The organism is Lysobacter antibioticus (assembly GCF_001442535.1).
GTDB lineage: Bacteria > Pseudomonadota > Gammaproteobacteria > Xanthomonadales > Xanthomonadaceae > Lysobacter > Lysobacter antibioticus.
The window spans coordinates 5,583,374-5,601,650 of the sequence record NZ_CP013141.1; the positions used below are offsets into that span (position 1 = coordinate 5,583,374).

18 protein-coding genes are annotated in these 18,277 nt (G+C 58.2%); 9 read left to right on the plus strand and 9 right to left on the minus strand.

All coding sequences use genetic code 11. The features are described 5' to 3' along the window. Positions 1 to 7: 7 nt before the first annotated feature. Positions 8 to 349: a hypothetical protein gene (locus GLA29479_RS22555; protein WP_057972916.1), complete on the minus strand. Its 342-nt coding sequence runs from the start codon at positions 347 to 349 to the stop codon at positions 8 to 10. 19 nt (positions 350 to 368) lie between these two features. Further along, entirely contained in the window at positions 369 to 1,004 is a 636-nt protein-coding gene (locus tag GLA29479_RS22560) for a LuxR C-terminal-related transcriptional regulator (RefSeq protein ID WP_082638920.1), read from the minus strand. Between the two features lie 886 nt (positions 1,005 to 1,890). Between GLA29479_RS22560 and GLA29479_RS22565 the strand changes: the two genes are divergently transcribed. From GLA29479_RS22565 to GLA29479_RS22580, 4 genes are all read left to right on the plus strand, one after another. Further along, positions 1,891 to 2,430, plus strand: a complete 540-nt coding sequence (locus tag GLA29479_RS22565; protein WP_057972918.1) for a hypothetical protein — start codon at positions 1,891 to 1,893, stop codon at positions 2,428 to 2,430. A gap of 14 nt (positions 2,431 to 2,444) precedes the next feature. Then, the gene (locus tag GLA29479_RS22570) at positions 2,445 to 6,572 is read left to right on the plus strand and encodes a peptidoglycan-binding protein (RefSeq protein ID WP_057972919.1); all 4,128 of its coding nucleotides are present in this window, start codon (positions 2,445 to 2,447) and stop codon (positions 6,570 to 6,572) included. 189 nt (positions 6,573 to 6,761) lie between these two features. Further along, positions 6,762 to 7,709: a hypothetical protein gene (locus GLA29479_RS24980; protein WP_144436694.1), complete on the plus strand. Its 948-nt coding sequence runs from the start codon at positions 6,762 to 6,764 to the stop codon at positions 7,707 to 7,709. Positions 7,710 to 8,353: 644 nt separating this feature from the next. Continuing rightward, entirely contained in the window at positions 8,354 to 9,364 is a 1,011-nt protein-coding gene (locus GLA29479_RS22580) for an SOS response-associated peptidase family protein (RefSeq protein WP_057972921.1), read from the plus strand. Here GLA29479_RS22580 and GLA29479_RS22585 read toward each other — a convergent pair whose 3' ends face one another. Then, positions 9,365 to 9,604: a hypothetical protein gene (locus GLA29479_RS22585; RefSeq protein ID WP_057972922.1), complete on the minus strand. Its 240-nt coding sequence runs from the start codon at positions 9,602 to 9,604 to the stop codon at positions 9,365 to 9,367. A gap of 1,208 nt (positions 9,605 to 10,812) precedes the next feature. Between GLA29479_RS22585 and GLA29479_RS22590 the strand changes: the two genes are divergently transcribed. Beyond that, complete coding sequence (locus GLA29479_RS22590; RefSeq protein ID WP_144436695.1) at positions 10,813 to 11,316, plus strand: hypothetical protein; 504 nt, start codon at positions 10,813 to 10,815, stop codon at positions 11,314 to 11,316. 215 nt (positions 11,317 to 11,531) lie between these two features. Continuing rightward, positions 11,532 to 11,828 carry a hypothetical protein gene (locus GLA29479_RS24045; protein WP_082638921.1) on the plus strand — a complete coding sequence of 99 codons (297 nt, stop codon included), beginning with the start codon at positions 11,532 to 11,534 and terminating at the stop codon, positions 11,826 to 11,828. Between the two features lie 295 nt (positions 11,829 to 12,123). Here the strand turns inward: GLA29479_RS24045 and GLA29479_RS24985 are convergent, their stop codons facing one another. Both GLA29479_RS24985 and GLA29479_RS26200 read right to left on the minus strand, forming a co-directional pair. Then, positions 12,124 to 12,735, minus strand: a complete 612-nt coding sequence (locus GLA29479_RS24985; RefSeq protein WP_169795724.1) for an SLATT domain-containing protein — start codon at positions 12,733 to 12,735, stop codon at positions 12,124 to 12,126. A gap of 112 nt (positions 12,736 to 12,847) precedes the next feature. Further along, positions 12,848 to 13,207: a helix-turn-helix domain-containing protein gene (locus GLA29479_RS26200; RefSeq protein WP_082638922.1), complete on the minus strand. Its 360-nt coding sequence runs from the start codon at positions 13,205 to 13,207 to the stop codon at positions 12,848 to 12,850. 23 nt (positions 13,208 to 13,230) lie between these two features. Here GLA29479_RS26200 and GLA29479_RS22605 point away from each other — a divergent pair, with 23 nt between their 5' ends. Genes GLA29479_RS22605 through GLA29479_RS22615 form a run of 3 tightly spaced genes read left to right on the plus strand, consistent with a single transcriptional unit; the run spans position 13,231 to position 15,422 of the window. Then, the gene (locus tag GLA29479_RS22605) at positions 13,231 to 13,521 is read left to right on the plus strand and encodes a DUF4031 domain-containing protein (RefSeq protein WP_057972926.1); all 291 of its coding nucleotides are present in this window, start codon (positions 13,231 to 13,233) and stop codon (positions 13,519 to 13,521) included. A 24-nt stretch (positions 13,522 to 13,545) separates the two neighbouring features. Beyond that, a complete protein-coding gene (locus tag GLA29479_RS25500) occupies positions 13,546 to 14,754 on the plus strand; it encodes a nucleoside triphosphate pyrophosphohydrolase family protein (protein ID WP_057972927.1) in 1,209 nt (402 codons plus the stop codon). Further along, positions 14,751 to 15,422 carry a uracil-DNA glycosylase gene (locus GLA29479_RS22615; RefSeq protein WP_057972928.1) on the plus strand — a complete coding sequence of 224 codons (672 nt, stop codon included), beginning with the start codon at positions 14,751 to 14,753 and terminating at the stop codon, positions 15,420 to 15,422. Before GLA29479_RS25500 ends, GLA29479_RS22615 begins: the two co-directional genes overlap by 4 nt. 379 nt (positions 15,423 to 15,801) lie before the next feature. On the opposite strand, the gene GLA29479_RS25650 is transcribed toward GLA29479_RS22615, so the two are convergent. Genes GLA29479_RS25650 through GLA29479_RS22625 form a run of 4 tightly spaced genes read right to left on the minus strand, consistent with a single transcriptional unit; the run spans position 15,802 to position 18,244 of the window. Then, the gene (locus GLA29479_RS25650) at positions 15,802 to 16,227 is read right to left on the minus strand and encodes a hypothetical protein (protein ID WP_211265014.1); all 426 of its coding nucleotides are present in this window, start codon (positions 16,225 to 16,227) and stop codon (positions 15,802 to 15,804) included. Between the two features lie 2 nt (positions 16,228 to 16,229). Next, entirely contained in the window at positions 16,230 to 16,865 is a 636-nt protein-coding gene (locus GLA29479_RS24060; RefSeq protein WP_082638923.1) for a C1 family peptidase, read from the minus strand. Then, positions 16,862 to 17,878 (minus strand): ImmA/IrrE family metallo-endopeptidase, encoded by a 1,017-nt coding sequence (locus GLA29479_RS22620; RefSeq protein WP_057972929.1) that lies wholly within the window; start codon positions 17,876 to 17,878, stop codon positions 16,862 to 16,864. Before GLA29479_RS22620 ends, GLA29479_RS24060 begins: the two co-directional genes overlap by 4 nt. Before the next feature lie 9 nt (positions 17,879 to 17,887). After that, positions 17,888 to 18,244, minus strand: coding sequence for a helix-turn-helix domain-containing protein (locus tag GLA29479_RS22625; RefSeq protein WP_057972930.1), 357 nt, complete (start codon positions 18,242 to 18,244; stop codon positions 17,888 to 17,890). Positions 18,245 to 18,277 lie beyond the last annotated feature (33 nt).

Genomic DNA, 18,277 nt, shown 5'->3' on the forward strand with positions numbered 1-18,277 from the left:
CGGTGAGCTATGGGCCCTGCAACTGCGCAATGCTCGTGAATTCTGTTCGGTAGTGGAGGAAGCGATGCTTGCCCTGGTCAATCACGATCAGCACCAGGCGCTTGCCTTTCCGCTGCTTGAACTTCCACTGGGCAACGCGAAAGCGAAATGCTTGACTGTCCAGCTGCATGACAGCTCCATCCAGACGAAGGCGTCGGACCATGTCTGCCAACGACTCCGTAGTGACCTCTAGACGGGACAGCGGCACATCTTCGCCGTTGCAATAGAAGTGAATGATCGCCTCGATAACATCCGCGTCCTCACTTGAGACGTTAGCGACGGGAAACGGAACTACGTTACTTCCATCCATGGGTTCTTCTTGACTCCTATTAGTCGTCCAGCAGGTAGGTCAGTCCGCTGTTAATCAGATAAGACGTAAGCCCCGCGCTTTCAGGCAGGTCCAGCTTCTGCAGGGCTCTCACCTTGTGTGAAGAGACGGTCTTGTTGGTAATACCTAGAGCCTCCGCGACACTGGACACCGATTCGCCCTTACAGAGCATGATGATCACGCTTGCCTCTCGCGGCGTCAGATCTCGCCACGGGTGGCCCTGGTTCTTTTGGACGTCGACCTGAGGGTCCATATACTTGTTCCGTTGCGTAGCAGACTTGATCGCCTCTAGTAGCACCGACCTTGAGCTGCCCTTGCTTACGTAACTGAATGCTCCTGCATCCAAGACGGCCTCCGCTAGCAGGGCGCTATCCGATCCCGAGTAGGCGACCACACGGATGTCAGCGGCGTGGTCCAACACAGCTCTTAGGAGCGGCAACCGCTTCAGCTTGCCTGGCATAACGAGGTCGAGGATCACGACGACGGGGCCGTCGGCCACGCCATCGAGCACCTCAAAAAGCGCCTCGCTATCCTTGGCCGATGAAATGGCCTCTTCCCGCACGTCCATCCGGTCCTGCAACAACTTGGTGACCATCAACACCGAAGAAAGATGGTCATCTGCAACGACATACTTCATGCACTTATCCTTAAGCTCGTTCTGCTTGGTGGCCTCCGGCCCCAGTCGCTATGTGCGTAGTCTTGCCCCAACGAAGGGGTGTTGTCATTACTGCCAAAATCTGAGATCGCCATCATCTAGAGAACTTGGAGGCGCGCCACCATGATCATGCGTTCCGATGGCGCCTTGCTCAGTAGCGCGGCAGAAGCCGCTCTAAATGCGAGAAGCATCCGTGTCATGCGGAGTCGCTGACGCGCAGGCAGTAGGAATTTTCTGACAGCTAATCGAGGCTCAGACTTACGCGTTGATCAGAGTAGCGGCGTGGGGTGGGTGCTTGTAGGTGCTCATAAGGGCTCAATTGGATGATCTGCAACTCGCTGCTTTATGGATTGCAACGCTGGCGCGGCGACTCCGCTAAGTGGTTGATTTCGTGACGTTAACTCTCGTTGGCACCTCGTGCATTAACAGCGAGTGTCTGAGGCAGATCTACTTCGACCGCTCGATGGGTGGCGACGGGTCCTTCCGTTCTTCCAGCGAGCGAGTCGCTTGCCCTCGGGGCTGAAGTGCCGACAGAACGACGAGGTCGACGGACCAGCAGGACCACATGGCCCTGCTCCAACTTTGCGAAGTGCGATAGCTCCTAGGGTTGCCAAACTGGCGATAAGCGATGCCATGGACCTGCGGTCTGATCGCCATGACAAGTGTGCTTTGTCATCCCGTGCCCTATTCGCTCCGGCGGCCTGGAACTGCACTTGTTAGCCGTCGTAAACGTGGCAATCAGCGGACTAGTCCGATGCCCATCTCAGAAAATTCTGAGGCTTCGTTTCCGCAATTCGGCGATACTCGCGGTTTGCAGGGTCGAGACAGACCGTCTATCCATTCCAATTTGCTGAAGGAGCTTTCAAGGATGACAACCCACGGTACTTCCCCCGGAGCGCGACTGGTCGATATCCCCTGGCCTCTGACTTTCGATGCATTTTCGTTCGGTGTTCGCTGCTACAACACATTGGCTAGCAACATCATCTTCATGAACCATCAGTTCGCAGTAGAACTCGATGGTCCATCCGGCCAGCCAAGCTCGCCTGAATGGAAAGATGGCTGGACAGCTGGCTTCATCGTCATGGCCGAAGAAATGCCCCCCGATCCGGTAGAACTTCGCTGGACATCACTGGACGGCGCAGAACATTACGCGGAAATAGACCTGATCGAAGACATCTTTCCTCAGCGGCTGGTTTTGCACAGCGTGCCCAAAGAGGATGTCAATGAAGATTGGGCGCGGTACGAGGGCGGAAAAACTAGGCCGCCCCAGATACTGATGGAGGTCAACGACCGGACCGTCAATGTCTACATGAAGGCAATGGTACTCACCAATTCCCCCCCGAATCCTGATCGTCCCGACATTATCGGCTGCCGAGACTTAATTCTGGCCTGGACGAAGACCTACTAAGGAAGGGGTGCGGCATGGAAGACCGAAAGAATAAGAAGAAGGTAGTCCAACTCGCAGAAGACGGACTGCCGAAAGCCGACGTTTCGCACTACACAGCCACGCCAGAGCATCTGACAAGCTACGACCGGGCTGCCGATGAACTCTACAGATTCAAGGTGCCGGCGTTGCTCGACACCAAGGACCGGCATTCGTACCTCTTGATCGGGCTGATGGATGGTACCGGCAACGATGTCGCTAAAGACCCACTGCATGCTACGAATGTTGCGAGGTTTGAGGCCCAGGCCGACAAGCTCAAGAAGTCTGGCGTCAGTGTCGATGTCGTGTACAAAGCCGGCCCCGGCACGCAAAAAAACATTGTTGCCGAAAACTTAGATGCGGCGACCGGACACACCAGCAAGTCAATCGCCGAGAGCATGTACCAGGATTTGGTGGATCGTGCGCAGGAAATTTATGAGCGTGATCCGGATGCGAAAATCGCAATCCATATCGAGGGATTCAGTCGCGGGGCCAGTCAGGTTCCGATACTGGCACGGATGATTCACGACCGTGGCATTCCCAATTTGTATCGACCTGAGTACGTCTCAGACGCGCGTGGGAACATAACGGAAACCTATCCACACTTCCATCAGGCACCGGGGCATACTCCGATGTCGGTGGGCCTGTATGACCCGGTGCCGACCGGCGCGATGGAAAAGCTGGACCGGCGCTTGCCGCCTTCGGTGGTGTCCGGGTTCCAGATCAACGCCGCCGATGAGAAGCGCGGCAAGTTTCCAGTGGATCGCATCATTCCGGCTGGCCTGTCGGAGGATGGTCGCTTTCTTAGCGTCAGCGTGGCGGGCGCGCATTCCGACATCGGCGGCAGCTACCAGCGCAATGGTCTGGGTACGCGAAGCCAGAACCTGATGACGGACTATCACAACGCGCTATTCAGTGAGCCGCTGTTGCGGCGATTGCCCGAGACCTATGACCCGCGTCTCAACGTCATTCATCGCTCCGAAGAAGGCAGCATCTTCAGGTTCCTACCGAAAACCCAGCGCGACTTGCCGGCAGGCGAAGTCACTAAGCTGATGCCGGACGACGGCAGTCCGACGCCGAGTGATCCGGTCGCCGCTGCGGCCCGGCATCGGCCGGAACCGATGTCGGCGGCTGTGGTTGAAGTGGCTCAACGCGCCACGCCCGTGGTGCGCGCGCTGCCCCAGCAGTTTGCGGCGCTTCCGGCTGAAGAAGCGATGGCGGAATGGCACAAGAAGGTCGGCAACGTCGAACTCCAGCCGTATCAGCCGCCGATGCAGTTGAGCCCCGGCGCGAAGGTGATGGCGGCGGCCGGCGTCGCCGGCATCGCCGCGAGCGTGGTGGACGCCAAGGCCAGCGCCGACCGCGCCAGTACGCTGCTGTCTCAAGACAATCCGCTGGCCGCACAGTCGGAATTGACGCATTACGCCGCGCGCGGCACGGGCGGCTGGATAGGCGGCGCGTCGGCCGGCTTGGTCGCTACAGCGGCGGCGACCGGCCCCGGTGTTGTGGGCTTCATTGTCGTCGGCGGCGCGGCCGTGGCTGGCGCGCATGTGGGCGAGCATGTCGCCACGGTGTTAGACAGTTACAAGACCTACACGCATACCCTACAGGGCGTTGAATGGGCGTCCAACGGGCGGCAATGGGTTCGGAAAGACTTGGGCGACATGATCGACGACGGCCAGAACGAGCCTATCAGGCAGGACTTTGCGGCCGATCCCGAAACAGCGGACCAGCTCAACTACGAGGCGAGCAAGGTCGCAACCGAAATGGCGATAGGGAAGCTGCGATCTCCGCAAAACCCGTACTCGCAGCCGGCGGCAGAGAATGACCCGGTGAGCATGCGCCGCGCCGATTGGGAGCGTAATTCGCAGTCGGGCGCGTGGGAGCGAAAGGTAGTCCAGGGCTTTGAGCAGCCCGGCGTGCCCATCGTCAGAATCGACCGGGCTAGCGCGGAGCGCGCGGCCGAACTGGATCAGGCATCGCAGCAGGTCATCCGCGAGAACATTGCCAACGGCCCGGCCCCGATGGCCGCTCGCTTTCAGATGGTGCATCGGAGCGAAGGCTGGGAACGGTTCGGCGTGGTGCCGCCTTCCATTGAATCGGCGCTCCGCGACGATTCGCTGACTGCATCGGATGGGAAGTTGTACCAGCGCACGGCGGACGGGCAGTGGCAGCGCAACGGCGAGTCCGTCGTGGCCTCCGGCAACTTGCGTCAGGAGTTGGAAAGCACACGCGCGGCGCTGCAACCACAATTGGCACAGCACGAGCAGCAGGTCGCCGCGATTCCGAATCGACAGCCGCCGACCTTGGAGGACATTGAGCGGAAAGACTTGTTGACGACCTTGAACGTGCACGAGGTCCAAACCAAACCCGAGCAATTGGAGGCGATGCTGGAAGCGGTGAGGCGTACCCAGCAGGAGCAAGGTATCAATCCGCTAACGACCTCGCTTCATCTCGGACTAAGCGCAGATAAAAAATTCGACATTAATAGCCCGATTGAACATGTGGGCCGTGACGCAGACGGGGCGAACCGGGTTCAAGCCGTTACAAGCCCCTTGGAAGTTCAAATGGCGATGTTGGACTTGCGCTCGCCGCCGCCGACTACTCCGGAAGCACCGGAACTGCGAATCGCCAACTTGTCGCCGCAGCAACGCGACGCCCTAGAGCAAGTCGTCCGCGAAGCGAATCGCTTAGGGCTGAAGCGGGATGATGTCCAGGACACTGCCCGCCAGGCTGTAGCGGGTGCGGCCGATCGGGAGCCCGCAATAGTCGTTGGGGCAATCGACGTCGATCGCCTGCAACCGGCGCCCAAGGTTGAGGCGTCATCGGATGCGCTATCACCCGCGCCAACCAAGCCCGCGATTGCTGAGATCGCAGTGGAAAAGCCGAAGGAGCCGCAGCGGGGCCAGAACCGTACAGAAGATGGGCATACACCCGCCGAATCTCTGGACGGCGCGCAGCGGACAGCCGCCGCGCCTTCGGTCGTCTCCCTGGCGACAGCGCCACCAGTTCGCGATGCACAGAACAGCCGTGCGTTGGCCGAACCGGAATCGCCATCAGCACCGAATCAGGTCGAGCCCGCGCCGGTTACGGTGGCGCCGGCTGAGCCAGTTAAGCCGGACGTCCTGGTCGCTAAGCCGCCGGCGCAGCAGGTGCCCACACCACACCCCGCGCCTGCGCCGGACGTGCCGACTCCGACGCCTTCCCAACCCGCCCCTCAAGTCACACCGCCTGTGGCGGCAGAGGCCGCGTCCGCACCGGACGACGGCACCTTGCGGCGCGGCGACCGAGGTGATGACGTCGAGATGCTGCAGTTCCGTTTGCAGCGCGTCGGCTATCGCGGAACTGAGGAGAATCCGATCCCAGAGCGGGGGCACTTCGACGCCGCGACTGAGCATGCTGTCCGTCAGCTGCAGCGCGACCATGGCCTGCCGGATACCGGGCGTGTCGACCCGGATACGGTCCAGGCACTCGCATTAGCTCAGCAGGCAAAGATTGAGACGCAGAAGGCCGGAAAGTCGGAAGTCGAAGCCCTTGCTACCGAGAAGGCTCCGAAGCCAGCGGAACCGGCCTCGGCGCGCGACGGTGGCGTCGTAGAGTCGGTCACGGCAGCGATGGCTGCGTCGCCGCCCGGCGTGCGTCCGAACGAAGCTGCCGCTTTCAGACCAGAGCCACCGGTTGCGCCTAACGATAGCCAGTCAACCGCACGCGAGCAGCGGTACGCGCAGAACGGTGATGCCGCCGGCAACGCTATTCCAGATCGGTCGACAGCGAGTCCGGACCTGTCCGGCCTGTCTCCTGCGGATAAGGCGATGTTCGCGAAGATTCGCGGAAAGGTATCGGTAGACGTGCCAGACGAAACGGTCGCGGCGGTGATGCTAGCGGCCAAACGCAACGGTATCCCGGACGCGGAGAGCATCGGGCCAGTCGGCGTCGCCAACGGGAAGCTTTGGGTCGGGGCGCAGATCCCCGGCTACCATACCGGTGTCTCGGCCATCGACCCAGCCCCGCCGATGCAACACACCTTGCGTGAAACCCAATCGTTCAATCAGCAGCGCGAGCAGCAGCTGGCGCAGGAGGCATCGCAGCGCAATCCGGATGACCCGAGCCGTGGCCCCTCACGATAATCGGAAGAGCTACCGTGTTCTCCAGTTAATCGCCCAGTTGTCGGAGCGTGAGTTCACAGTGAAGGATGGAATTGATTGGCGCAGTTGGTGACGCGCATATCTCGCTCGGAAAGCAGTCCCTGCCTGACCGCGTATGACATCCCATCTGCAACGACATGAGAACCGGCTCGACAAAGGAAAATGTCAACGATGAAAACGAAGCGCACTCGCCTTGCCGCCCTACCTTTTTTGATTGCTTGCTGTGTGCCAGTGCAAGCGGCCTCACCTGACAACGACTCTGACGCCAAACATGCCATCAAGCTTTTTCATGATCATTGTCTTGTGCTTCGATCGAAGCCAGACGAATTTGCCAAAGCGTTGGATAAGGTTGGCACTCGCCTGAAAGGAGATGAAGACAGGCAGTTTGGTATAGGGGAAATAGGTGACAGCTGGCGCACGTCAGACGGAAATTATGTTTTCTTCCGAAACAAATATTCGCGCTGCCGAATGTACATCCTCCCTCGCCAGATTACTGGCGTCCTGGGAGAGTTTGGTCGAATGGCGGATAACCCGCCGCACGGAATGACCAGCCGAGAAATTTTGCCTGACAAGCAACAAAAATTTGTCAGCTTTGTCTGGAGCGGAGACGGCGCCCTGATTCCAACGGATATGGTCATATATCCAAGCATGGACAAGGGTTCACATTGGACTCTCAGTGCAACCGATTACCGTGATGAGCCCGCCCCAATCATTTGGGATCAGATCGGACCTGGCATCGATATATCCAAAATGCCACCCTCACGATCACGGAGCGCCAATATCGCGATATATCCGCTAGACGGCAACAAGGAGTTAACCAGCTGGATTGAAACGAATAAAATAAATCAGCAGGCCGATGGGTACGGAGATGTATGGACTTTTGACCCAAGAAAACCGGACAAAGGCTGGAGTCGCCTGGGCAAAGTCGTATCCAAGGATGGCAGCACCGAGGTTTACACTTTTCTGGCTGGCTACACCTTGACCAACTATTTGAACTACAAGGCAGCCACCCAAGCAACCCAGTTGGCGTTGTCCAGATTCGGAAAGGGCGAGGAATCTCGTACCGATCCTGCCAGTGGCGCTCCCTTGCCGACGAGGAAAACGGGGCCTGGCGGATAAGATCGCTTGGAGAAGTCGAATGCAACGCGGAACCACGGGACCGTACATGGTCTACCTTCTCGCCGATCAGCGCGCCGGCCCGTATGTGGTCGGCGTGGGCGGCCTACAGTGAGCCGTCCGCCATCATGTCCGCTATGTCGCCCATAGTGGTGTCGCTGGTGAGTTGACTAAGCTGATGCTAGACCTTCAGCCACGAGAGTTCACCCGGTCGGCCACCTCGGGTGGTGATCGCATGCTGGGGTCATCCGCTGCCCGCGAGCCAGTTGCGGATCTCGTCTAACGTGGGGCCGAGGTTCCTGTGCGATCCCAGCTCAGGCCGCCAATCCTTGGTCCAAGGACAAGTTGCCATTCGGACTGCTTTGATCGATGCATGTCGGCCCAGGTGTCCCCAAAGGGTCCCTCCACACGGAGCAGCTTGCGGTGGACCAGGCGCGAAGGCTCCCCCCATTCATCGGCCTCTCGCTCCTCGATCAGGACGGCCACGGCTTCGCCATCCGCATAGAAGTCGGCCTTGCTGGTGCTCTTAAGTCGGCAGGGGTATCGGGAGATACAGGTCGGCATGGCCAACATATGGTAGCCGGACGCTGATCACATTTTTAGGTCGCCGGGCGTAAGATCTGGTCAGATCCAGCCGGAGACCAGCCATGTGCTATTCCGCAAAGGTCCGAGCCGAATACCGGGAGTATGTGAAGGAGTTCGGGGCCATCCTCTCGCTCGACCAGTACGTCGCCGAATTCTGGGAGCAGATGGGGGACGACTGGATCAAGAAGATGCCTTCGGCCTTGCGCGCCTGGTTCCGCGGTCCGGGGACCAAGGCCAAAGCACACATCGGCCAGTCCATCGAGGATTGGACTGCCAGGCAGATCCCGGAATACGAAGCCGAGCTGGCGAAGCAACTCGCCCGTCTGGAGGAGAACGAGCGGAAGCTGGCTAAGAAGGTCACCAAGACCGCTCAGGAGGAAGTCCGCAAAGCGACGGCGAAGATTGAGTCAACGGCAGCGATGCTGAAGTTGCTCACCAAACCGAATGCCGCGGCGGACACCGCCCGAATCTTCCCGCAGTCGATTGCGCCCATCATGGTGTGGGAGAACGGCCGGCGCGTGGTCAAGATGATGCGCTTTCAGTGCCGAAAGGCTGGCGCGCCATCGAGCAGCGACTGGGTCATCGACCGGGTAACCAAGCAGAAGCGGATGTCTGGCACGTACAACGCTCGGCGCGACAACCTGGAACGTTTCTGGCGAAAGCAATTCGGCTACAGCCACGGCATCGTAATTGCCGACACCTTCTTCGAGCACGTCTGGCGACACGACATGGAGGGCCGAGAGCTGCGTCCAGGCGAAAAGCGAGAAGACGTGATTCTCGAATTCGTACCGGACACCGACAAGACGATGCTGATCGCTTGCATCTGGTCGCACTGGGATGGTGCCAGTGCCGGCGAGCCTGACGAGCCAGACCTGCAGTCGTTTGCGTTCATCACGGATGACCCGCCCCCCGAAGTCGCCGCCGCGGGGCACGATAGGTGCGTTATTCCGATCAAGCCAGAAAACGTGGACGCCTGGTTGCAGCCAAACCCCGAGAACCTCGCCGCCATGCATGCCATCCTTGACGATCGCGAACGTCCCTATTACGACCATCAGTTCGCCGCGGCAGCCTGATCAGGTCTGGCGTTCCGCCGGGTCCATTTTGCCTAGAGCGATCAGGAGCTCGTCGATCCGAGCGCATACATATTCGTGGGCATCACCATCGCTACCGGCTAGCTCGACAATTGGGTCCGCGTAGCAAGCGAATGCGGGCCAGAACTCGGCGTCGTCGGGGTGTTGGAGAGTGATCTCGACCGCATGCCGCTCAAGGGCTTTAAGGCTCCCGGTGAGGAGCGTGAGGGTTTCTGGCGTCATGGGTCTCTCCAAGGCAGCGTACGAAGGCGAGCGGGAACCTGTCTCGCAAGAAGTCATCGTTCTTAGCGGCCCATTTTTCGCACCAGCGCCGAGCCTGTGCCTCCGAGTCGGCGACCGCGTGCTTGCGCTGGTCCAACCGGCACCAGGCGTAGACCGTTACGAGCCACTGCCCGTTTCCGAGTGCAAGGATCTTGGCGACCACGTACACGTCGAGGTGCAGAATCCAGATCTCGTCGTCCGGGTTGGGGTCGCCCGGTTTCCAATGGTGGATGTTCCGGGGGCGCCAACGCTCCCACCGATACCGTGATGGGGGTCGTGTCGTAGCCATGAGCAGATTCTGCGCCGGCCGGTCTCTGTGGCTGCGACCGGTGATCGGAGACGATGAAGCGTTCATTTGGATTGCTCCCAGTCCGCCGGCCCCGGAACGGCAAGGAAGCCCGTAGTCCGCCTCTAGCTACGAGCCCCACCAGCCGACGTCGCCCTAGCCTGGCCCGCCCAAGGGGACGTCCGCCCGGTAGTTGCGAGCGTGGCACCGCGTGCGCGACGGGGCGACGTGAGGCCGCCTGACCGGAAGTGGTCTGCCGACCGAGAACCGGCTCGACCTCGGTCCAAGCCAGCGGGGACAGGAGGGGGCAAGGAGGGAAACTGGGGGATCAAGAGAGTAGGTCCCCAGTTGCCGTGGGCGCGCCAAACTCCCAGCCTCAACTTTTTCTACGCCTCGTCGCAACGACGAAAAAGGCCTTATTTCCGAGGCTTTTGGCGGTATCCATTGGTCGGCGAGTTATCCACAGACAGGCAATTTGGCGATTTTTCCGCCTCTCTCCAGGCCTTTTTCTCCAAGCCATTGGTCGGCCGACCATTGCTCGCCCCTTAAAATTCAGTCACTTACGAAGGCCGGTTCTTTTGACCTTTTGACCCCAAGAAGACATCAAACCGCTTGATCCGACCAATGACGCCCGCTTGGGATGTGTGGAAGCATACGACGTATGCCTCCGAGATCAGCCCTATGGCTGCCCTATGCTGCCGTTTCAGACATCTCCACTACCTGTAGCGCTCGCTGAAGTCGTAGCACTCCATCTGTCACTGTTCATCAAGCCGCCAATTGATATTCGGTAAGGATTTGTAGTACTCACGGAAGCTTCTCCCTTGGGATCTGCCTAGGGCTACACTTGCAGCTCGGCTCCGCTGAGCCCCAGGAGCACACGCACATGGATCAGCAACCGAGTCACGCACCTTTCCGACTTTTTCGAATCAGCCCCGCGCCCTTTGGCAAACAGGCATTCGCGATCTGTGCTGCATTTCGGGATCATCGAAGCGATCTCAAATCTGAGTGCTTCGTCCTGATGCAAACGTCAGTGACGGATGGTCTTGCATTCGGCACTCGGTTCTCGTACTCAGATAAAACGGACGGACAATCGCCATTCGTAATTGATGAGGCGTTCGCGCTAGACGACGCTTTGCATCAAGCGGAGACGATGTACTCCGTACGGGCGCAAGAACTAGATCAAGTGTTTATGGAGAAGCTGGCCTGGGCGAGACCGAGTTTTTCGGAGATCGCTCAACACAGGCTTGTTGGCATTTGGGCTCACACTCCGCTTAGCGATTCGCTCCTGAGTATCGCTGACAAGTCAGGCTGCGAGCCGCTGAGCCAATTTATCTATTCGCTTCGTGCTCTCCCCAAATTCACGCAGACACAACTGCTGCCATTCTAACTGCAGAACTAATCGCCGCCAGAATATATCGGCCGCGATTCGCCGGGTCCAGAAACTTCTTCGGCGTTATGCAAAGCGAATCGGCCAAACAGTTGCAGTCCCCATAGCCCGCGGCTTCCAGCTAAATTTGTCCAATCCGAAGCCGCTTCGCCCGTAGGTGCATTAACATCTAGTCCGGATAACATAACTCAAGCGTCAACGCGACGGAGATATCAATGAAATACTTTGTCGATTTCCAGCGCATGCCAAAGGGGGCTCTTCGACCGCTCGATGAGGGCGAAGTCGTGCCACTTAAAATCAGCGCCGGCAGCGATCCGTCCCTACTCCCCAATGTGGGTGACTATGTGCTGATTGATAATTCAATGTATCGCGGTGAAGGACGATCCAGCTTTACGGGAAAGGTGAGATCTCGCCTTTTTCGCTACATCTGTGCGAATGAGGAGAGCAACTGCGCAGTAACTATAGTCGTAGAAGATACCGACGATGACTGGGAAAAGTTGGTCAAAGAATAGACGAGTAAGGTTTAGTCTTTCATGCAAGCCGAAGCCGCTTCGCGGCTCGATGTGAGCGCTGCGGTTGACCGCGGAAACTGACGCGCCCACGGCTACTAAGTTCAAACCAGTCTCTTCACGCCAAGGAACGTCGAGGAACATTGGAGCGCAGCTTACAAGCTTGGTGCGTTCACCGCTGGCTTGATCCGTTTCATCACGCCGACTCGTTAGGCGAACCCTTGGCAATTCCTGGCCTCGGCTGGCGTACTAAGCTGCGGTCCTTTCCGACTTTCTACAACACTGGCGCCGATCTGGTTCACTGGCCAATCTTGATCGCCAAGAAAAGCTTGACGAATACGTACCCGACGAAGGCCATAGCGACAAAGTAGTGGGAGAAGATCATGGCGGTCACCAATCGGGCTTTGGTCCAGCGACCGACGTAAATCAGCCACTCGCTACGACTCTCGGGCTTCTCCGTGAGCAGCGTGAAGAGATAGTCAATAGGCTTGTGGTTCGCGTACTTCTCGAGGATGTCATAATACTCCTTCGTCAGTTCAGCGTAATATTTAGCCGTCACGGGACCATTTATCCCGGCGAGCTTTCTAGCAAAGCGCCCAAGCTCGACGCCATTGCGGTGCATCGCCTCTGATCGCGAAACGAAGTTCTCTTGGCCGAGAAGTAGCGAGTAGACCAGGATGAGCACAGCAAGAACTGCTTGCGTGGCATTGAGATAGATCGCCTCGACACCAAAATGGATGTTGAACGCTTGCATCATCGGCACAAATACAAGCGCTGCCGATATGAGCGACACAGTCCATTGCGAAAACTTGTGGTGCCGCTCAAGGCGCTCGCTGGCTCGATACCTTGACCTGGTGGTGATCTTCGTCCGTCGCACCAGTTCGTTAATGCGATTCTCAACATTTTCCACGTTCCTCCCTCCCTGAGTCGCCGCGCTGCGCGTTGCGCGCCGGATAGCATACTGGCGCCGCCATTGCTCCAGGAGCACCACGGTGCTCGGATCGAGGGATGCGCGCGCCCAGCTAGGTCGCGTTCCGAACAAGTTCCTCGATTGCATCGATAAGCTTGGCCACCCTCGTCTCGCTGCCTGGCACCCCGGCGACCAACGCGTCAATCCTGGCGCCAAGCTCACTTGTCGGCGCTCGAACGGAAAAAGCGGACACCCCGAGAAATGTGCAAAGTTTGCGCACATTTGGAGAGAGCGTGATCATTTGCCCGCGCTCCATCTTCGAAATTTGCCCGGGGTCGACCCCCGTCTGCTCGGACACAAAAATAAGCGTTATCCCTGCCCTAGCACGAGCTTCACGCAAGCGCTTCCCTAGCCGCAAGGCGTCCGCTTGTGTGTTGAATCGCTCGGCCATATGTGCTAAATATTTGCACATTATTTGCAACTTTGCGAGCCCGGATGGCCGTCTATGTGGACTCAGAAGGCATTCGCTGGCGGGGCAAAGATTGGTGCCACTTGGTGGCCGACTCGATGGAAGAACTTCACGATTTTGCGGCCCGGCTCGGATTGCAACGCCGCTGGTTTCAGAATAAGGGGCGCTATCCTCACTACGACGTAACAATGAGGGTTCGTGACCGCGCCTTGCTGATGGGGGCGATCGATGCTGACCGCGCCACGTTGATCGCCTGCTGTAAGCGCGTCCGAGCAGATATGCTGCAGCGGAACGCTCAAGCGATGATGCCCTGGTAACGCCTCTTGGCGAAGGACTGCTAGATGATCCGCGCGCTACCCCAACCACAGCCGCTCTCGTTGCCCGAGTACGCACTTAAGGCTCGACAGACCAATCGATTTGAGAGCACGCCTGACGAGTTCGACAATCTCCGCTTCGGGTACTTCGGAGAGGCTGGGGGGCTGCTCGCCTCGGTAAAGAAGGCTGTCCGCGATCAGTTGACGGAACCACGGAGTGCTCTAGCCGCCGAAGAATTGGGCGATGCACTCTGGTATTTGGTTGGGACGGCGACCTTCCTGGAGATTTCGCCCAATGAGTTGGGCGAACACTGCATCCGTCGATTGCGCAAGCGCTTCGGAGAAAACGATCGACCCGTGTCCGAGCCCGTGAGTTTCCGCCAAATTGACGGGATCCTTGATACCCACAAAGAAGGCTGGGACCTGGACAGAGTCAGGCAGCTGGGCATTTTAGCTAATGCAGCCGGAAGTCTTGCCAGCACATCGTTAACTCAGTTTCGGGCGATGAGTCCACCAGCGCTGCGGGAACACTTTGGCACCCTATTTGCCGAGTGGGTTCTCACTTGTGGCTGCTTTGACCTGCGTGTCGAGAGCATTGCGCGGGACAACCTCGACAAAATTTCGAGTCGCTGGCCGGGCGACGACAGGATCTATACGGACTATTTCGACCCAGATGGTAAGTTCCCCGCTCACGAGCAGCTCCCAAGACAATTCGAGATTGAGTTCGTCGAACGCGATGGCTACGTAGTTCAACTGCTCAACGGCGTCTTCATCGGGGATCGCCTCACCGATAATAGCAACGAGGCAGACGATTACCGCTTTCACGATGTGTTCCATCTCGCCTACATTGCTTATCTTGGATGGTCGCCCGTAGTGAGGGGCCTGCTGAAGCGCAAGCGCAAGTCCGATGGAAAGATTGACCAGAACGAGGACGGTGCACGTGCCATGATCATTGAGGAAGGCATCGCCACTTGGATCTTCAACCACGCCAAATATTTTGAATTCTACGATGGTGTGGAGGCCGGCAAGCTCGACTACGGACTCCTCAAGCAGATTCAAAATATGGTTGCTGGTTACGAGGTGGACCAATGTAGACTCTGGCAGTGGGAGCTCGCGATCTTGAAAGGATTTGAGGTGTTTCGTCTTCTGAGACTGCACCGTGGTGGAATAGTCTCAGTAGACATGGAAAGCCACGAGTTATCGTTTCGCCCATTTAGTACGTTAGCAGTACAATGACCCCGACCGCCTTCGTTAAAGCGCTTTCCTCCCTGAGCCTCAACAACGTCTTCAACCCGTATGCGGACGTTTGTCCTGTGCATGATCGCGCGGATGCTGCTGAGTCCAGAAGGAGGAATCTGCGGACCTACTTGGCGGCAGCGTCAGAGATCGGCGTCGACACGATCTGGATGGGTAGGGATCTCGGCTACCGCGGCGGCCGCCGAACTGGCCTAGCCTTGACCGATGAATACCATCTTCCGGAACTAGCGAGGCGCTATCCCGGTTGCCATTCTCGGCAAGCTACTCGCGGCCCAGCTGTTGCAGAACGTACGGCAGCCGAGATCTGGTCCGTCATCAGAGCGATCGAAACGCCACCGCTCTTGTGGAACGTTTTCCCATTTCATCCTCACGAGCCTGACAATCCGTTCACCAATCGCCGATTCACAGCTCGCGAGCTTTACCAGGTCGATGAATTGAACAGCGCCCTGATTTCCTGGTTGAAGATCCGGCAGATTGTTGGGATCGGGCAGGATGCGGCGTCCTATGCACAGCGGTTTGGTGTAACGGTGATCACTATTCGCCATCCGAGCTATGGCGGAGTCAAGGAATTCCGTGATGGTATGCAGCGCCTTTATAGACTGCCAGCCAACGCCTTGGACCGGACCCGGCAGGCCGTTCTGCTCTGACCCCTAGGGCTACGGTAACCGCTTTAACAATGCGGTTGCAGCGTCGGCACCCCGAACGAGCTCACGTCCAAGTGAGCCAACGTGCTTATACAGGTTAAGACCCCGGGAGCGTATCCGGACTCCTTGCTTACAAAGTGTAGTAGCTGACTCAGCCCGACCAAGTTGCCGAGGGCTCGCTGCGCATAGTGATGTGATCTATACACTGCGGTTAGATCGACGGCGCCCGCCGCGGGGGTGAGCTTGAAGCTCAGGTGACTGAGACAGGGGATGTTCGTCGCGCGCCCCCCGTCGATAGCGGGCTCGTAAATGGGAAGTTCGCATCCAACTTCTCCTTCAAGCAAGTCGTTGACATCGTGGATGCCGAGCTCATAGGCGGACTTTAATTTCCGCTCAGTCTTGGTTTCTGAAGCTTGCTAACGATCGTTTCCAGAGGATTGTTGGTCTTTCTCGACTTAGGATGGGAACGATCCATCATGCGCATGGCGTACGTACCCCAAGTCCCTCGCTTCTTCCCTGACTTCATGGAGTCCAGGTAGCGCTTATAGAAGTCGGGGCGGCCGAACCGGAGGTACGGCCCTTGCGGAAAGATGGTTCCAGCAACGGTATATACGCCGATCCCGTCAGCGGTTTTCCGAAGTGTGGAGTCAATTTCGTTGATGATCTGCAGTTCGCCGGCGCCGAGCAGAGTCGGCGAGGTGATCTCCAGTACAAAGTTTCGTTCTGTCTTCTGAGGTGTCGCATTCAAGCTTCGCGCTGCGGCCAACCAGACAGGAACAAATCGTTCATCACTGAATACCTTTGCCACGCTTACCCTCCAAAAGCACAGATTGCGTGCTCGCGAATATAGGTCTCAGGGAGCCAAGCCTGCCCGTGCGTTCCCCAACTGTCACCCCAGCTGTTGCGGATGCGGAAGTAAGGAGCACCGCTCTCGTCCCGACCAATCCCAACCACCGTGACAGCGTGAAGGACGGTGTTTGGCGCAGGCAACTGTTCGAATTCGATCAGTCCGTCCACTGGGTTGAAGAAGCTTTGAGTCAACCTCAGGCCAAGGCCAACAGGCCGATGATTGCTAAGCGTTTCAACAATCGATTCGGGATCATGCGGGAGCAAATCAAGCAACGTGCCGTAAAGGGCGAAACCAGCTGGGGGTGTCGCAACTGGCGCTGAGGGCTCCGCTGTCTGGTACGGGAAGTCTGCCTCGACAGGTTGTCCGGATGACGCCGCTTGCAGGGCAAGCCCTAAGCGGACACCGGCGCCCGGAGCCCAGTTAGGCGTCAAGTTGGCAGCGCCCTGGTAGACGTACTCAGGGCTTAGCACTTCGACCTGCGGAGCGAATCGAAGGTTTAGCTCCGAAAGCGCGAATGCAATGCAAGTTGGTCGCTCCCCTTGGTCTCGCGCAGGGTTGCCTGTCTGCGATAGGGAGATATCTTCCTTGATGATCACGCGACTGGCACCTCGCTCAACAGCTGCTGCTTGGCAACACGGGTTAGACCAGGCCCAATTTGCTCAAACTTGGCTCTGGTTTCGAACGCGGCGTTGACTTCGCCATCCTTCAGCCACGGACGCCTCTCCTCCATGGCCAGGATCATGGGGGCGCCGTTCGCGGCTTGAGACGGGTCGTCGACAGTCAACACGAACTCAGCCGTAGTGACACCGAACACGAGTTGCTTTGGGTCGGTCACCTTCTCGGCGGGGCGCTGGGCTGGGCAGACCTGGAACCCTTCTGATGCGAGTTCACCTAATGACCAGAGATAGCCCGATGAGGCTTTGCTCTTCAACCTAACCAGTATCTGATCGTCTGTGCGCGGCTCGAGGATGCTGGTGCGGTCCGTTTCATCCAACAGCCAAACCTCTTTGCGCGATTCGAAATGATGCCCCTCAAGCAGAGCGTGTTTGATTTCGATCGGTTGAATTCGTAGTAGGTCTTTGACCACGCCAGTCTCCAGAAGCTTCTGGCGGGCGAGTGACCATGCCGTAGCCGTGTAGCTAATTCCCAGCCGCAGGGAGAGCTGGTAAAGGACGGTTGGGTCCTTGAGCGACTGGACGCTCCAGCGTTTGCGGCGCATGACGTTGGCAAGCAGGCCGCGAGGGGTCAAGAGGTGATATGCGAACCAATCGGCCTCTTGTTCCTGGCGCTCCGACTTTGGCCCGAAGTCCATGGAATCGTCAGCCGTCGAGCCATGTCCCATGAAATAGTGCCCGAGTTCGTGGGCGCAGGTCAGGTGCACCAGTCCCGCCGACCGCTCGGAATTGATAAGGATCCCGGACACGTCATCTCGAATGAACGCTCCTAGAAGCTTGTCCATGGGGCGAAGAAGCACAGGAACGCCCTCTCCCCCAGCAATCAAGAAAGGGTCTACTCGCGTATACCCCTCCTGCTCGACACGGGCCTTGGCACCCGAGTCGTGATAGACCTCTCTGGCTCGATCGGCGGCGTTCCTGATGTGAGGGAGCATTCCTTACTCCTATCGGCTGGTCTTCGTTGAATGCTTCAAAAACTCTGCGAATCGGGCCACTTCATCGAGATCGCTCTCTGACAACCCCTTAATTGCCCGCGCTAAGAAGGCCAACTGCTCAGGTCCTTGCGGGGGCGGCTCCTTCCCCGTCAACAGGTATTCCAGTGTCCTTCTATACAAGCGGGCTAGAACGCTCAGCTCGGTGGCCTCCACTTTGCGACTACCCGACTCGATATGAGTCACCGCCGGGCGCGATAATCCTAATGCATTTGCGACTTCTTCTTGAGACAGGCCGACATATTCCCGCGATTGCCGCAGCCGCTCCGCCATCTCGGCCCTTTGAGCATCCTTGTCGTGGCTAGTCATCGGTATGCTCCGCCGCCACGTATTTGAGAACTT

What these genes read in the sequence shown, in the direction of transcription:
- GLA29479_RS22555 (WP_057972916.1), bottom strand. Translation starts at nt 349, where the DNA reads ATGGATGGAAGTAACGTAGTTCCGTTTCCCGTCGCTAACGTCTCAAGT.
- GLA29479_RS22560 (WP_082638920.1), bottom strand. Translation starts at nt 1,004, where the DNA reads ATGAAGTATGTCGTTGCAGATGACCATCTTTCTTCGGTGTTGATGGTC.
- GLA29479_RS22565 (WP_057972918.1), top strand. Translation starts at nt 1,891, where the DNA reads ATGACAACCCACGGTACTTCCCCCGGAGCGCGACTGGTCGATATCCCC.
- GLA29479_RS22570 (WP_057972919.1), top strand. Translation starts at nt 2,445, where the DNA reads ATGGAAGACCGAAAGAATAAGAAGAAGGTAGTCCAACTCGCAGAAGAC.
- GLA29479_RS24980 (WP_144436694.1), top strand. Translation starts at nt 6,762, where the DNA reads ATGAAAACGAAGCGCACTCGCCTTGCCGCCCTACCTTTTTTGATTGCT.
- GLA29479_RS22580 (WP_057972921.1), top strand. Translation starts at nt 8,354, where the DNA reads ATGTGCTATTCCGCAAAGGTCCGAGCCGAATACCGGGAGTATGTGAAG.
- GLA29479_RS22585 (WP_057972922.1), bottom strand. Translation starts at nt 9,604, where the DNA reads ATGACGCCAGAAACCCTCACGCTCCTCACCGGGAGCCTTAAAGCCCTT.
- GLA29479_RS22590 (WP_144436695.1), top strand. Translation starts at nt 10,813, where the DNA reads ATGGATCAGCAACCGAGTCACGCACCTTTCCGACTTTTTCGAATCAGC.
- GLA29479_RS24045 (WP_082638921.1), top strand. Translation starts at nt 11,532, where the DNA reads ATGAAATACTTTGTCGATTTCCAGCGCATGCCAAAGGGGGCTCTTCGA.
- GLA29479_RS26200 (WP_082638922.1), bottom strand. Translation starts at nt 13,207, where the DNA reads ATGTGCAAATATTTAGCACATATGGCCGAGCGATTCAACACACAAGCG.
- GLA29479_RS22605 (WP_057972926.1), top strand. Translation starts at nt 13,231, where the DNA reads ATGGCCGTCTATGTGGACTCAGAAGGCATTCGCTGGCGGGGCAAAGAT.
- GLA29479_RS25500 (WP_057972927.1), top strand. Translation starts at nt 13,546, where the DNA reads ATGATCCGCGCGCTACCCCAACCACAGCCGCTCTCGTTGCCCGAGTAC.
- GLA29479_RS22615 (WP_057972928.1), top strand. Translation starts at nt 14,751, where the DNA reads ATGACCCCGACCGCCTTCGTTAAAGCGCTTTCCTCCCTGAGCCTCAAC.
- GLA29479_RS22620 (WP_057972929.1), bottom strand. Translation starts at nt 17,878, where the DNA reads ATGCTCCCTCACATCAGGAACGCCGCCGATCGAGCCAGAGAGGTCTAT.
- GLA29479_RS22625 (WP_057972930.1), bottom strand. Translation starts at nt 18,244, where the DNA reads ATGACTAGCCACGACAAGGATGCTCAAAGGGCCGAGATGGCGGAGCGG.